The sequence below is a fragment of the Streptomyces sp. NPDC002835 genome (assembly GCF_053591995.1).
This window is the reverse complement of record NZ_JBSFUW010000001.1, coordinates 356,587-371,837: the sequence shown is the minus strand read 5'-3', so window position 1 is coordinate 371,837 and position 15,251 is coordinate 356,587. Positions and strand designations below refer to the sequence as shown.

General features: G+C 73.1%; 9 protein-coding genes. 2 read left to right on the top strand and 7 right to left on the bottom strand.

The genetic code is table 11. From position 1 onward, the window contains the following. Positions 1 to 27 precede the first annotated feature (27 nt). Positions 28 to 2,070, bottom strand: a complete 2,043-nt coding sequence (locus tag ACWD01_RS01625; RefSeq protein WP_451156934.1) for a TerD family protein — start codon at positions 2,068 to 2,070, stop codon at positions 28 to 30. Positions 2,071 to 2,408: 338 nt separating this feature from the next. Between ACWD01_RS01625 and ACWD01_RS01620 the strand changes: the two genes are divergently transcribed. Together ACWD01_RS01620 and ACWD01_RS01615 are read left to right on the top strand one after the other, a co-directional pair. Next, on the top strand, positions 2,409 to 6,167 hold the full coding sequence (locus ACWD01_RS01620) for an ABC transporter ATP-binding protein (RefSeq protein WP_451156932.1): 3,759 nt from the start codon (positions 2,409 to 2,411) through the stop codon (positions 6,165 to 6,167). A gap of 136 nt (positions 6,168 to 6,303) precedes the next feature. Beyond that, complete coding sequence (locus ACWD01_RS01615) at positions 6,304 to 6,714, top strand: hypothetical protein (RefSeq protein ID WP_451157361.1); 411 nt, start codon at positions 6,304 to 6,306, stop codon at positions 6,712 to 6,714. A gap of 101 nt (positions 6,715 to 6,815) precedes the next feature. On the opposite strand, the gene ACWD01_RS01610 is transcribed toward ACWD01_RS01615, so the two are convergent. From ACWD01_RS01610 to ACWD01_RS01585, 6 genes are all read right to left on the bottom strand, one after another. After that, positions 6,816 to 8,648, bottom strand: coding sequence for a glycoside hydrolase family 3 protein (locus tag ACWD01_RS01610; RefSeq protein WP_451156930.1), 1,833 nt, complete (start codon positions 8,646 to 8,648; stop codon positions 6,816 to 6,818). Between the two features lie 896 nt (positions 8,649 to 9,544). Further along, on the bottom strand, positions 9,545 to 10,456 hold the full coding sequence (locus ACWD01_RS01605; RefSeq protein ID WP_451156928.1) for a LysR family transcriptional regulator: 912 nt from the start codon (positions 10,454 to 10,456) through the stop codon (positions 9,545 to 9,547). A gap of 395 nt (positions 10,457 to 10,851) precedes the next feature. Further along, entirely contained in the window at positions 10,852 to 11,625 is a 774-nt protein-coding gene (locus tag ACWD01_RS01600) for a sugar phosphate isomerase/epimerase family protein (RefSeq protein ID WP_451156926.1), read from the bottom strand. Then, positions 11,622 to 12,560, bottom strand: coding sequence for a bifunctional helix-turn-helix transcriptional regulator/GNAT family N-acetyltransferase (locus ACWD01_RS01595; protein ID WP_451157359.1), 939 nt, complete (start codon positions 12,558 to 12,560; stop codon positions 11,622 to 11,624). Before ACWD01_RS01595 ends, ACWD01_RS01600 begins: the two co-directional genes overlap by 4 nt. Before the next feature lie 141 nt (positions 12,561 to 12,701). Further along, entirely contained in the window at positions 12,702 to 13,991 is a 1,290-nt protein-coding gene (locus tag ACWD01_RS01590; protein ID WP_451156924.1) for an ion channel protein, read from the bottom strand. A gap of 102 nt (positions 13,992 to 14,093) precedes the next feature. Next, complete coding sequence (locus tag ACWD01_RS01585; protein WP_451156923.1) at positions 14,094 to 14,528, bottom strand: DUF7144 family membrane protein; 435 nt, start codon at positions 14,526 to 14,528, stop codon at positions 14,094 to 14,096. Positions 14,529 to 15,251: the final 723 nt, after the last annotated feature.

Below are 15,251 nucleotides of genomic sequence, written 5' to 3'. Positions count from 1 at the left end.
CGGGCGCGGGCCCGGGGCGGCGGCGGATCAGCCGGCGGCCGCGGGCGCCGCGCTCTGGGACCGGTTCGCCGCGCGGCGTTCGAGGGTGGACACCTGCGCCACGACCGTGGCGTAGAACCGGTCGACGGCGTCGTCCACGCTGCGGATGAACCCCGATTCGGTGTTCCCGCGCGTGGCGCCCATGCCCTTGAACAGGGAGAGCCGGAAGCCGGTGATGCGCGATCCGTCCTTGGGGACGAGGTCGCCCGGCTCGGGACGCAGACGCTCCAGCGTGCCGCGCGGGCCCTTGCCGTCCTCGATCAGGGTCTCCACGTGGAGGTCCGCCGGGGCCTCGGACAGGGCTCGGACGAGGCGCTTGACCGAGGTGAGGGGGTAGCCGCCCTCGGGCGGCCGGACGTCGACGGACGTGCGCAGCTTGCCGGTCCTCAGGTCGGCGACGACGGCGAGGACACCCGGGGTGTCCTCGATGCGCAGCTCGGCCGTCAACCGGCCGTCGTCGCACAGCTGGTCCGCCAGCGCGAGCCGTCGCTGCTGAGGATCGGCGCCACGCTTGGCGCGCTGTACGGGAAGGGCCTTGCGGCCGAGTTCGCCGCCCAGGCGCAGACAGACCTGCCGTACGAGCTGCTCCCAGCTCTCCACGACTTCGAGCGCCCGCTGGTCCCCCTGGCACAGCGTCTCCGTGTCGATGCCGTTGCGTACGGGCACCCAGGCGCGGCCCATGTTCTGGAAGCCGTGGCAGCCCGAGTTCTCGTGCTGGAGGTAGTGCAGCAGTTCCTGGAGGAGCCATGCGTGCGTGGTGTTGCCGACTCCCTCGTGGCGGATCAGCAGCTGTGCCTGGTGGGCCACCTCCGCCCAGGAGAGGTGCCAGAGGGCGACCTTGTGCTTGCGCCGCCCGTCGGTCCGCACCTCGACGAGCGGCCGGCCCTCCAGCGCCACGTCGTTGGACAGGGTGATCACTGCTTCGTACGCGCGCCGTGCGGCGATGTCCATGTAGTTCTGGACCTGCTCGGACTTGAGCGCGTTCCCGTTGGTCTTGGTCTCGACAAGTGCCGTCCAGAGTTTGCCGGCGCGCTCCACACGGATGACGCCGTCCGGGCGCTTCGGGGTGTCCCCGTGCGGAAGGGAGACTTCGGTGAACGTCTGCATGCGCCCGGCCGGCGCACCGAACGCGGCGGTGAGCCGGCGTCCCAGCTCGGGGACCTCGGCCATGACGGACAGCAGCACCGACGTGGCCCGCGTCTCGCGCTCCTTGTCGCTCTTGAGCGACGACGCCGGAAACAGCCGGGCGGTCCTCCAGGAGTCGTTCTCGGCGAGCGACGGCCTGACCGTCTTGGGCAGCGTGACCTTCTTCTTGCTCGTACGGGGGCCGCGGGACCGCGTCGGCGTGGCCGTGGTCTCCTTGGTCGGCCGGGCCGCGGAACCGGCCTGTTCCGGGAGGACCACCGGCGGCTCGGCCGCTGCTTCGGCCGCAGGCAGGGGGCCGGTGGCGGCGGGAGGTCCCTCCGTGAGCTCCTCCGCCGCCTCCTCCTCGTCCACGGTGATGCCGAAGTCCGTCGCCAGGCCCGCCAGTCCGGTCTCGTAACCCTGTCCGACCGCGCGGAACTTCCAGTCCTCCGCCCGCCGGTAGAGCTCACCGAAGATGAACGCGCTCTCCACGGTCGCGTCAGTGATCGAGAAGCCGAGCAGCGGTTCCCCCGCTCGGTCCGCGACGGTCACCCTGAGGTCGTTCAGTTCCCCGAAGGTCGAGCCCCCGTACTGACTCGCGGCGACGACGATCCGTTCGACGTCGGCGGGCACAGCCGTCAGATCCAGGCTGATGCGGTCCTCGTTGCCGTCGTCGGTCGGCTTCTTGCCCAGCAGTTGCACGCTGCCGTCCGGCGCGGCCGGGTTGTTGTAGAAGAAGAAGTCCGCGTCGCCGCGTACCTTGCCGTCGCGGTCGACGAGCAGGACCGAGACGTCGGCGTCGCCGTCCCCGGTCGAACTGTTCCAGCGCAGGCTCACTACCACCGAGTCGGTGTCTTCGCTCAGGGCCGCCAGGCCGACGTTGGATCCCTTGGCCATTTCCTGCATGGAAGCCCCCAGGCTCGGCCGCATCCGGGCACGCCGAAGCGGCCCCCATGCGTCATCTGTGACGTCGTTCGCACTCTGCGTGCGCACGCTGTGAACCGTAGCGCCCGGAGGGCGTCCGTGTGGAGGAGAAGTGAAGACTCGGTATCCGGCGCGATCCGGTGTCTTCTGCAGACCGGACCGGGACCGGACCGGACCGGCCCTCGGGTCCTAGGTCTGGGGACCGGTCTTTGCCGCTCTTTGCCGCGGCGGGATGAAATCCGGGGCCGGCCGCGTTGGTGCATTCCGGAAGATCAGGTCTTCAGGGGCCGTACGCAGAACCGACGGGGAGGAACCACGTGGTGGCGGAGCCAGCAGCGCAGGGATGGGCACGGCGGCTGTCCGGGTACGCATGGCGGTACCGGACGAACGTCGTGCTCGCGCTCGGTTCGTCACTGGGCGGCATGGCCGTCATGGCGCTCGTGCCGCTGATCATCAAGGTCGTCATCGACGATGTGATCACCGCCGGGACGCGGTCGCTGACCACGTGGACCGGGCTGCTGGTCGCCGCCGCCGTGGCCGTCTACGTCATGACGTACATCCGCCGCTACTACGGCGGGCGGCTCGCCCTCGACGTGCAGCACGACCTGCGCACCGACATGTACGGGACGATCAGCCGGCTCGACGGCCGGCGGCAGGACGAGCTGTCCACCGGTCAGGTGGTCGGCCGGGCCACCAGCGACCTCCAGCTGATCCAGAGCCTGCTCTTCATGCTCCCGATGACGATCGGGAACTTCCTCCTGTTCGCCATCTCCCTCGCCGTCATGGCATGGCTGTCCATGCCCCTGACCCTGATCGCGCTCGCCGTCGCCCCGGCCCTGTGGATCATCGCCAAGCGCAGCCGCACCCGGCTCCACCCCGCCACCTGGTACGCGCAGAGCCAGGCCGCGGCCGTCGCCGGCGTCGTCGACGGCGCCGTCAGCGGTGTGCGCGTGGTGAAGGGCTTCGGACAGGAGGAGCAGGAGACCGGGAAGCTGCGCGAGGTCAGCAGGAAGCTCTTCGCGGGCAGGCTCCGGACGATCAAACTCAATGCCGTGTACACCCCCGCACTGCAGGCGGTGCCGGCCCTGGGCCAGGTCGCGATGCTCGCCGTGGGCGGCTGGCTGGCCACCAAGGGCGACATCACGCTCGGCACGTTCGTCGCCTTCTCGGCCTATCTCGCGCAGCTCGTCGGACCGGTCCGGATGCTCGCGATGGTGCTGACCGTCGGCCAGCAGGCCAGGGCCGGTGTGGAGCGGGTCCTGGAGCTGATCGACACCGAGCCGAGCATCAAGGACGGGACGAAGGAGCTTCCGGCGGACGCCCCGGCCACCGTCGAGTTCGACGACGTGAGCTTCGAGTACGCGGACGGCAAGCCGGTCCTGAAGGGCTTCTCGCTGGAGATCGCCGCCGGCGAGACCGTCGCCGTCGTCGGCGCGTCCGGCAGCGGCAAGTCCACCGTGTCGATGCTGCTGCCCCGCTTCTACGACGCCACCCGCGGCGCCGTCCTGGTCGGCGGCCACGACGTGCGCGAGCTGACGTTCGACTCGCTGCGGGCCGCCATCGGCCTCGTCCCGGAAGACAGCTTCCTCTTCTCCGACACGGTCCGGGCGAACATCGCCTACGGGGCCCCCGGCGCCACCCAGGAGGAGATCGAGACGGCGGCCCGCGCCGCCCAGGCGGACGGTTTCATCGCCGATCTCCCCGAGGGCTACGACACCAAGGTCGGCGAGCACGGGCTCACGCTCTCCGGCGGCCAGCGCCAGCGCATCGCCCTCGCCCGCGCGATCCTCACCGACCCGCGGCTGCTGCTGCTCGACGACGCGACCTCCGCCGTCGACGCCCGGGTCGAGCACGAGATCCACGAAGCGCTGGCGCGCGTCATGGCGGGGCGTACGACGCTGCTCATCGCGCACCGCCGCTCGACGCTCAACCTCGCCGACCGGATCGCCGTCCTCGACGGCGGCCGGCTCGCCGACATCGGCACGCACGAGGAGCTGGAGCGGCGTTCCGCGCTGTACCGGCGACTGCTGACCGACCCGGACGAGCTGGGCGGCGTCTCGCCCGGGCACATCCTGCCGCCCGCCGGCCGCGAGCCGGACGAGGACCGCACCGTACGGGACGAGCTGGACGCCGAGTTCGACGTGGAGCGCGGCATCACCCCCCGGCTGTGGGTCCGCGACGAACGCGCCGAGGAGGCCAAGGAGGACACGGGCGCCACCCCCGAACTGCTCGCGCAGGTCGAAGCCCTGCCGCCGGCCACCGACACCCCCGACATCGACGAGGCAGCCGCGACCCGCCGCGAACCGGCGGGCGCGGCGGCCGGCGAGAGCGGACGGCTGCGGGGCGTGCTCCGCGGCTTCGGACTGCCGCTGCTGCTCAGCCTCGCCCTGGTCGCGGTCGACGCCGGCATGGGGCTGCTGCTGCCCGTGCTGATCCGGCACGGCATCGACGAGGGCGTCGAGCAGACGGCGCTCGGCGCCGTGTGGGCGGCCTCCGGTCTCGCGCTGGTCACCGTCGTCGTCCAGTGGGCCGGTCAGATCGGCGCGATGCGGATGACCGGCCGCACCGGCGAACGCGTCCTGTACTCCCTGCGCCTGAAGATCTTCGCGCAGCTCCAGCGGCTCGGCCTCGACTACTACGAGCGGGAGCTCACCGGCCGGATCATGACCCGGATGACGACGGACGTGGACGCGCTGTCGACGTTCCTGCAGACCGGTCTCGTCACAGCCTTCGTCTCGGTCGTCACCTTCTTCGGGATCATGGTCGCCCTCGTCGTCATCGACGTGGATCTCGCCCTCGTGGTCTTCGCGACCCTGCCCGTCCTGATCTTCGGCACCTACTTCTTCCGCAGGCAGAGCGTCAAGGCGTACGAGCTGGCGCGCGAGCGCATCGGCGTCGTCAACGCCGACCTCCAGGAGTCCGTCGCCGGGCTGCGGATCGTGCAGGCGTTCGGCCGGGAACGCGCCGGGCGCGAGAACTTCGCGGCCCGCAGCGACAGCTACCGCCAGGCCCGGGTCCGCGGCCAGTGGCTGATCTCGGTCTACTTCCCCTTCGTCCAGCTGCTCGCGGCGATCGCCACCGCCCTCGTGCTGATCGTGGGCGCGGGCCGGATCGAGGCGGGGACGCTGACCACCGGCGCGCTCGTCGCCTATCTGCTCTACATCGAGCTGTTCTTCGCGCCGGTCCAGCAGCTCTCCCAGGTCTTCGACGGCTACCAGCAGGCGGCGGTGTCGCTGCGCCGCGTGCAGGAACTGCTGCAGGAGCCGCCCTCGACGGTCGCGCCGCGCGAGCCGGAAGAGGTGCGGACACTGCGCGGCGACATCGCCTTCGAGAACGTGTCCTTCGCCTACGGCGACGACGAGGAGGCCCTGACCGGCGTCGACCTGCGCATCCCCGCCGGCCAGACCGTCGCCTTCGTCGGCGAGACCGGTGCGGGCAAGTCGACCGTCGTCAAACTGGTGGCGCGCTTCTACGACCCGACCGGCGGCCGGGTCACCGTCGACGGCAAGGACCTGCGGGACCTGGACCTGACCGCGTACCGGCACCGGCTCGGCGTCGTCCCGCAGGAGGCGTACCTCTTTCCCGGCACCGTCCGTGACGCCATCGCCTACGGCCGCCCCGGCGCGAGCGACGCCGAGGTGGAGGCCGCCGCACGGGCCGTCGGCGCGCACGACATGATCGCCACGCTCGAGGGCGGCTACCTCCACGAGGTCGCCGAACGCGGCCGGAACCTCTCGGCGGGCCAGCGGCAGCTCATCGCCCTGGCCCGCGCCGAACTCGTCGCCCCCGACGTGCTGCTGCTCGACGAGGCGACGGCCGCGCTCGACCTGGCCACCGAGGCGCAGGTCAACCAGGCGACGGACCGGCTGACCGGTCGGCGTACGACCCTGGTCGTCGCCCACCGGCTCACCACCGCCGCGCGCGCCGACCGGGTGGTCGTGATGGACCACGGCCGGGTCGCGGAGGACGGCACCCACGACGAACTGCTCGCCCTGGACGGGCGGTACGCCGCGCTGTGGCGCACCTTCATCGGCGAGGGCATAGGAGGGCTGGGGGAGGACGAACCGGCGGCGGTGTGAGGGCGGCGGGCCCGGAGCGGTAGGGGCGCGGCGGGTCGGGGGTCGGCGGGTCGGAGGGCGACGGGTCGGGGTCGCAACCAACCACGGCTCCTGTGCGTCGTACGCATGTACGGAGCAGTGGCAGTTGGGGGCGAGTGTGTTCGGTGGGGCATGGAGCAGGAGCACAGGATGGCCGGGGCGCGCGGCGCGCGGGCTGGCGCTGGTCACGGCAGTCGCGGCGCTGACCGTCGCCGCCCCCGCCGTCCCGCAGGCCGAGGCGGCGTCGCCCTGCCCGGGCCGGCTGGCGAAGACGGTCTCCTTCTCGACCGGGGAGCTGCGCGTCTACGAGCGCGGTGACTACGCCTGCGCCGTCACCCTCGCCAAGCGCCCCGGTGTCAGGCGGTCCATGGCGGTGTCCCTTCAGCCCCGCGGCGGACGCGCAGCCAACGACAGCGGCAGGTTCACCCGGCAGGCCGGACCGGTCACCGTGCACTCCCTCAACCGCTGTGTCCGCGCCACCGGTTCGGTCTCCGGGGTCTCCCGCTCCACCGGGTGGATCCTGTGCTGACGCGCCACTGACCGTGCGCCCCGCTGACCGTGCTCCACTGACCGTGCCCCGCCGCTCGTCACGAGCGGCGGGGCACGGTTCTGTCGGCCTGGGTCAGCGGTTCAGCGGTACGACAGCCCGTGGCCGACCGGGAACAGCACCTGCGACGGGTCGTCCGCCCGCTGCACCGGGACCGGCAGGCGTCCCTCCGGCTCCGCACTGCCCGCGATCACCCGTGCCGCCGCGCGCAGTTCGACATCCGTCCACGCGTAGGCCGCGAGCGCCGCCGCCACCCCGTCGAGCCGTGCGATGTCGTACGGATTGCGGATGGCCAGCGCCACGACCGGCACGCCCGTCGCGACCAGCCGGGCCACCAGCGTGCGCTGCGAACTGGTCGCCGAGACGTTGTACGTACCGACGACGACCACGTCCTTGCCCTGCGCGGCGGCCACCGCCTCCGCGATCTTCGTGCTGCTCGGCGCGGTCCCGGTCGGCAGCGCGGTCGCCCGGAAGCCCAACTCGCCCAGGGCGTTCGCCAGTACGGCCGTCGGCGGCCCGGTCGTCCCGCTGGGCGACGCGAGATCGGGGCCGACGACCAGGACGTCGCCGTGGCTGCGGCGGCTCAGCGGCAGCAGCCCGTCCGGGTTGGCCAGCAGCGTGGTCGTACGCTCGGCGATCCGGTCGGCGGCGGCCAGGTGCGCGGGTGCGCCGACGGTGCGGTCCACCTCCCGCCCGGAGACGAACGGGTCGCGGAACAGGCCCAGCTTCTCCTTGAGCAGCAGGATGCGCAGGATCGATTCGTCGAGCCGGGCCTCGCTGACCTCACCGCTCCTGACCGCGTCCATCACACCGTTCCAGGCGACTGCCAGGTCCGGCGGGTTGAGCAACTGGTCCACGCCCGCGAGCAGCGCGAGCACCGGCACCCGGTGGTCCCCGTACTTCTCCCGCACACCCTCCATGTTGAGCGCGTCCGTGACCACCACACCGTCGTAGCCCAGCTCCTCGCGCAGGATGCCGGTGAGGATGGGGCGCGACAGCGTCGCCGGGTCGTTGCTGGGGTCGAGGGCGGGGAACTGGATGTGCGCCGTCATGATCGAATCGATCCCGGCCGCGATCGCCGCCCTGAACGGCGGCGCGTCGATCTCCTCCCACTCCTGGCGGGTGTGCGAGATGACCGGGATGCCGGTGTGGCTGTCGACCGTGGTGTCGCCGTGCCCGGGGAAGTGCTTGGACGTCGCCGCGATGCCCGCGCTCTGGTAGCCCTTGACCTGCGCGGCGACCATCCGGGCCACCGCGGCCGGGTCCGCGCCGAAGGACCGTACCCCGATGACCGGGTTGGCCGGATTGACGTTCACGTCGGCGACAGGCGCGTAGTTCTGGACGATGCCCATCGCCGCCAGCTCGGCGCCCGCGATCTGCGCGGCCTTGCGGGCGGACGAGGCCGAGCCGCCCGCCCCGAGCGCCATCGCGCCCGGCATCAGGGTCGCCGGCTTGCCGACCCGGGCGACGATGCCGTGCTCCTGATCGGTGGAGATCAGCAGCGGCAGCGGGGTGCGCTGGGCGAGCCCGGCCCGCTGGATACCGTTGGAGAGGCCGGCGATCTGGTGCGGATCGCGGGTGTTGTGGGCCCAGGCGAAGTAGATGATGCCGCCGACGTGGTACTCGGCGACGAGCTCGGCGGCGTTGCGCACCCCCATCTCTTTGAGGTTGAGGTCGACGTCGGCCTGGTCGGGGTCGGTGGCGGAGTGGCCGTAGACCCTCATCACGAAGAGCTGGCCGACCTTCTCCTCGAGGCTCATCCCCGAGATGATCCGCTCGAGCCGGTGCCGTGTGCCGTGGGACGCGGTGACGGCCGCCGCGGCCGCCGCCGAACTGGGGGCTGCCGTGGCGATCACGCCTGCGGCGACAGCGGTCGCGGTGAGAAGGGTGCGTCTGGAGAGGTTCCGGTCGTGCACTGGTGCTCCTTCCGGGCCTTGCTGGACATGCTCGACAGGGGCGTTGCACAAGGGAGTTGAAGGAAACTTCCAAGGTGTCACGGATATCTGGAAACTAACTGCCAGGTCAAGGCCCCGCGCACAAACATCACCGGACCGGCGGGCCGGAGCGGGTGCCCGGAACCGGCGCCTGGGGAGACGGAACCCGCGCCCGGAGGCCGCGCCAGACCCCGCGCGTGAGCCCGCGCCAGAGGCCCGGTGGCCGTGCCAGGCCCCGCGCGTGGGGCTGCGCCGGAGGCCGGTGGCCGTGCCAGACCTCGCGCGTGAGCCCGCGCCGGAGGCCCGGTGGCCGTGCCAGGCCCCGCGCGTGGGGCTGCGCCGGAGGCCGGTGGCCGTGCCAGACCTCGCGCGTGAGCCCGCGCCAGAGGCCCGGTGGCCGTGCCCGCTCCTTCCCGCTGTACCGGATGTGCGGCTCCGCCGCGTGGCGGGCAGGGCCCGGACCGCTATCGCCCTCCGGGCGGGGGGGCCAGGCGGCCCTCCGAGCGGCGGGCCGGGCTTCGCTCAGGCGCCCGGTACCGCGTTTCGCGCGGTGGCCTCAACTCCCCCTACGGCCTGGTGGCCGTGGGGGGGGGTACTCCCAAGCCGGGCTTGATATGCGCTGCGCGGCAACCAGCCCGAGCCGGGCACATCCGGCCCCGCTGGGGGCACGCCCCCTACGCCTGGCGTTGTGGGTTCGGGGCGAGCCCCTGGGCTTGCGCGGAAGCTGTCGCTGGGCGGCGCGCAGCCCGCGCTGAGGGCCCGTCACCGGTGGGCTGTGGCTGGGGCTGCGGCGGGCGTACGCGCCGTCGCTGCGGCAGGGCGGCCGAACTGCGGGCGCGGGCGGGCGCGGCCGGTCGGCAGGCTTGCGCGGCGCGCGCTCATGTGGCGGTGGCGACCTCCGGCCAGAGCTTCTGCAGCGTCCGTACCGTCTCCGTGATCGCGGGCCGCCTCGCCGCTCCCGTACGCCACAGGGCGTGCAGCCGGCGGGTCGGTACGGGGGCCAGCCGTACGGCCACGACCTGCGGCGGAAGCTGCCCACGCCCCAGCCGGGGGACCAGCGCCACGCCGAGCCCGGCGGCCACGAGGGCGACCTGGGTGTGGTTCTCCTCCGCCTGATGCGCGATCAGGGGCTCGCAACCGGCGACCCGCAGGGTGCGCAGCAGCCAGTCGTGGCAGACCGTTCCGGGCGGCTGGGAGATCCACCGCTCGTCCGTCAGGTCCTCGCGGCGCACGGAGTCGGCGTCGGCGAGGGCGTGCCCCGCCGGGACCAGCACGTCGCACATGTCGTCGCCGATGACGGCCTGCTCGACGCCCGGCGGGGCCGGCAGCGGGGCGATGTCCCAGTCGTGCGCCACCGCCAGGTCGATCGCGCCGCGCGCGACGAGATCGACGGACAGGTGCGGGTCGACCTCGTGGAGCCGGGCGTCCAGCTCGGGGTGGCGACGGGCGAGGTCCGCGAGCACACGCGGCATCAACCCGCGGGAGGCGCTGGCGAAACAGGCGATGGACAGCCGCCCGGCCGGCTCGCCGCGCCGCTCCTCGAGACGCACCTCCGCCTCTTCGACCAGGGACAGCAACTGCTGTGCGGTGGCCGCCAGTTGCGTCGCCTCGTCGGTCAGCCGGACGCCGCGGCCCTCGCGTTCGAGGAGCGTGGTGCGCGTCTCACGCTCCAGCTTGGCGATCTGCTGCGAGACCGCGGAGGGCGTGTAGCCGAGCGCGGCGGCCGCCGCGCCGACCGTGCCGTGGACGGAGACGGCGTGCAGGGCGCGCAGCCGGCCGAGGTCGAGCATGGTCGCTCTCCTTTCGACGCACCTTCACCAGCGTTCCATTAGCGTCGCTTCATCCAACCATGAACGAATGCGTGCTGGTGCTACACGGTGCCCGTATCACCGCCGTCGTTTCGGTTGCCGCCGGCTGGTCGCTGGTCGCTGCTCGCCGGTCGCCTTCGCGGCGCTCGGCGAACGGCCGGGGTGGGTGAGGGGCGTCGCGGGCATGCCCGGTATTGCGGCCGGCGCCATCGGCGAGGGCACCCTGGACTCATCGCCGCGGCGGTCTCCAGCGTCCCGCCCCGCATGGCATCCCCGACCCGAACGGGCCGCCGGCGCGCGCTCGCACCGGGGACGGACGCGTCCGGCGCGCGCCTGACGGGTCGGCGCCTGACGAGCCGCCCGGGCGCCCCGGGGGCTCAGGTCACCGCGAGCAGATGCTCCCGGCCCGCCGTCAGCAGGCCCGGCAGCTCCTGCGCCGCGGGGTACCAGCGCTTCTCGTACTCCCAGCACACCCAGCCGTCCGGGTCCGCGAGCGCCAGGCACTCGTCCAGCGGCAGCACCCCCCGGCCCAGGGGGAGCGGTGTCCGGTCCTCCCGCGAGGCCACGTCCTTGACCTGTATGTAGCCGAGGAACGGGCTCAGGGCCGCGTGGCTCACCTCCGGTGCCTCATTGCCGAGCCATGTGTGCATCACGTCCCACAGCGCGCCCGCGTGCTTGTGGCCGACCAGGCCGAGGACTCGGCTGACATCGGCGCCCGTGCGGTGCGAGTCGTGCGTCTCCAGCAGGATGCGTACGCCGAGATCGGTCGCGGTCTCCGCGGCCGCGCCGAGCCGGCGGGCCGCGATCGCGTCGGCCTCGGCCCGGTCCAGGTCGCCGCCGGGGAAGACGCGGACGAACGAGGCGCCGAGGTCCTTGGCCAGGCGGCAGAGGCTCTCCATCTCCTTGATCACGGGGCCGTCGTCGCCGGCCGCCGCGACCCGCGCATACCCGGCGACGGTCAGGATCTCGACGCCCGCGCGCTCGAACTCCCGGATCGCCTCCGCCCGTTCCGTCGTACCGATGCCCGGATGCACCGGCTCCTCCGGGTGGGCCCGCAGCTCGACGCCCTGGTATCCGCTGTCGGCGGCGAGACGGGCCACCTCCCTCAGCGGCCTGCCCGGCACGCCCAGGGTCGAGAAGGCGAATTTCATCCATCCGTTCCTTCCTGTAGCTCCAGCCGCCAGTCCTGACCGAGCAGATCCGCTCCGTACGAGCGGTGCGGCTCCTCGGCGACGAGGGTGAACCCGGCCCGCTCGTAGATCCGGCGGGCCGCGGTCAGCACGTCATTGGTCCACAACACCATGTCCCGGTACCCGGCCTCGCGCGCGAAATCCACCGCCGTGCGCACCAGCCGGTCGCCGAGTCCGTGGCCACGCGCCTCGGGCTCGACCAGCAGCAGCCGCAGCCGGGCCGTGGCCGGGGTCTCGTCCCGTACGCACATCACGGAGCCGACCGGCCGGCCGTCCAGCTCGGCTATCCACACCCGCTCCAGGAGCGGATCGTGGTCCTGCGCGAAATCCGCGACTATGCGCGCGACCAGGCCCTCGAAGCAGGCGTCCCATCCGTACTCCGCGGCGTACAGCGCGCCGTGCCGCTGGACCATCCACCCCAGGTCACCGGGGCCGGGGCCGCGCAGCACCGGCTCCGGCGGCGCGGCGTCACCCCGGGCCGCGGACAGGAGCTCCCGGACGGTGCGCAGCGCCCCGGACAGCCGCTCCCTCTCCTGCTCGGGCACCGCGTCGATCAGCGTGCCGACCGCCTGCCGCGACCGCTCGTCGAGCAGCGCGGCGGCCTCTCGGCCCTGCTCGGTGAGGGTGATCCGCTGCCGCCGCGGATCCCGCTCGGACGGCGCCCGTTCCACGAGCCCGTCGCGCTCGAACCCCGCGAGCAGCCGGCTGAGATAGCCGGCGTCGAGCGACAGCTCGCCGCGGAGGTCGGCGGCGTCGGTGCGGGGGCTGTGCGCGAGCTCGTACAGCACCCGGGACTCGGTGAGCGTGTACGGCGTGTACAGATGTCTGCCGTAGTCGAGCGCGCCGATGAGGTTGGTGTAGAAGCGGTTGAAGGCGCGGATCTCCTGGACCGGCACGAGCGGCGTGGCCGGGGCGGGCGGGGTGGTGGCGGGTGTGACCGGCGTGGGTGGTGTGGTCGGCATGATCGACTCCGAGCGTTATCTTTGACTCAGTCAACGCTACGTCGCACGTCCGCTCCCGACAAGACCCCATTCGGGTTACGTCGTGCCGCGGATCTCCATCTCCGGACGGCCGGTGACGATCAGCCAGGCGGGCAGGATCGCCACGCACAGCATCGGCAGCAGATGAAGGTCCCCGACGAGGACGACCGCGATGAACAGGCTCAGCCAGCCCTGCCGCGTGACGGCCACCAGCATCCCGAGCACGGCGGCAGCCGTCGCCAGAGCCATCGGGACCGAGCCCACGAGCGTGTGGGCGAGCATGCCGAGGGCCACCCCGACGAAGACCGCCGGGAAGATCCGACCGCCCTGGAAGCCACAGGACGCGGCGACGACGAGCGCGACCAGCTTGACGAGGGCGAGCAGCAGCAGATTGCCCGCGCCGTGGTCCTCCGGGTGCGCGGTGAGCTCCTGCATCTGCTCCAGGCCCCTGAAGAGGGTCAGTTGTCCGCCGAGCACGCCCAGCGCGCCGAGCGTCAGTCCGCCGGCGGTCAGCATGAGTACCGGATGCCTCAGCCGGTGGAAGACCCGGTGCACGAGCGGGAAGACGTACACCGCGGCCAGTCCGGTGATCGCGGCGGCCGAGGCAATGGCCACGGCGGAGACCGCGTCGATCAGCCGCGGCCCCGAGTACTGGGCGACGCGCACGGTCAGCATCGGACCGGCGAGCAGCACGGTCGTCAGGGCCCCGGCGCCCGCCGCGATCAGCGGCGCGAACAGCCGGTCCCACAGGGGCCGTGGGTCCGGCCCGGTGGCGACTTCGGAGAGGATGAGGGCGGCGGCGACCGGTGTGCCGAACAGTGCCCCGATGGTGCCGGCGGCCGCCAGCGTGACCCAGACGGCGGCGGGGCTGCGCGGCATGACCTTCAGGCCCAGCGCGCAGGCGAGCGCGACGTTGACCGAGGTGATCGGGTTCTCCGGACCCAGACTCACCCCGCCGGCCAGGGTGATGAGGACGGCGAGCACGACGCCGGGCAGCACCCGGACCGGCAGCGGCGGATCGACGAGGCCGCGGGTGGCGGGGTCGGGACCGGTGCCGCCGGGGAACTTCCAGACGATCAGGCCCGCGGCGAGCCCGGCCACGGTGAGGACCGACAGCGTCCAGAGCGCTGAGGCGGGGGAGACGCCGAGGTCGTGGGGCAGGTCCTGCCAGAGCCAGTGCTGGACCCGCTCCGCCAGTCGGCTGACACCGAGGAGTACGAGCCCCGTGCCGACGCCGACGATCAGCGCCGGCACCACGAGGGGGACGAGGGCGCGGGCCTGCGGCGGCCAGAGCCGCCGGTACGACGCGGCGACGGGCGGGCCGGGCAGCGGTGCTTCGCGCGTCATGGCTCCCTCACGCGACGGCGGACGAAGGGCGGCGCGGCCCCGGGCCCCTTGTCTTGGCCCTGGCCGCGCCCGGCGCGCGCCCCGTCGGTCGAAGGCGCTGGATCAGGGCGCGCCCGTACGGCCGCGGTCGGTGCACAGCGCCCAGATGACGAACACGCCGATCGCGATGGACACGACCGCCCACACCGGCTGGTACGGCAGCCACATGAACTGGAAGACGATGGCCAACGCGGCCAGTCCCACGCCGAGCCCCCGCGCCCAGGCGGCGCCCTGAAGGATGCCCCAGCCGGTGACGGCCAGCAGGACACCGAGGATCAGGTGGATCCAGCCCCACGTGGTGAGGTTGAACTCGAAGACGTAGTCGCCGACCCGCGTGTACACGTCGTCCTCGGCGATGGCGGCGATCCCGGCCACGATGCCGAGGATGCCTTCCATCAGCAGCAGGACGCCGGCGAACACCGTGCCGCCGGACGCCCAGGCGCGCCCGGCGCCTCCGGTGTCCGAAGCGTGATGGGAGCCTCGGGTTGCGTTGGTCATGTCCGTTCTCCGTCCTTCCGGCTCCGTCCCTGCGGAGCAAGGGCTCCAGCCTGCGTTCGGGCCGCAGGGGCGGCGAGCGGGTATGGGCCGATGGGGTGACGATCGGCGCCGCGCCGGCCACGCAGGGCCGCGCCGGCGCGGCGGTGGGGGCGCGTCCGTCACCATGAGCGGCCACGCCGGGTGCGCCCGCCCGTTACCGTCCGGGCGTCGTTCCGGACGGGGCCTGTGGCCGTCACCGGGTGGGCCCGGTCCGCCGGGGTGCCCCAGCCTGTCCGCGCCGGGGGTGCGCGGCGTCACCCGAAACTGGAGCCGGCGCGGTCGTCCGTCACGTCGGCGCGGGCCGCCGGCGGGTGAGCGCCTGCAGAGGCAGGCGTCGCGCCCAACCGCACTGGCATCCCCGGCTGTTCCCTCAGGGGCCCGATGCCGCGCCCGGTCCCGTTGGCGCCCCGACCCGTGGCCGTCGTCGGCCGGATGAGGTCCGGGCGGGCCCCCGGTACCGTCGCAGGCGCAGGCGCCACGCGGGCTTTTCGACTGCTTCCCGCAGGGGCGCCCCGGCGCCCGGGTCACCGCACCGATGGCTGCTGGTGACCCCGCCCGTTAGCGCACGGGGCGCCGCGCCCGACCCCGCCGGTGCCCCGGGACCGGCCAGGCCGGACCGAGGGCCCGCGCCCGTAACGTCGCCCGGGCCGGGCGACCCGCCGCACGGCCTCCGCCAGTACCCGG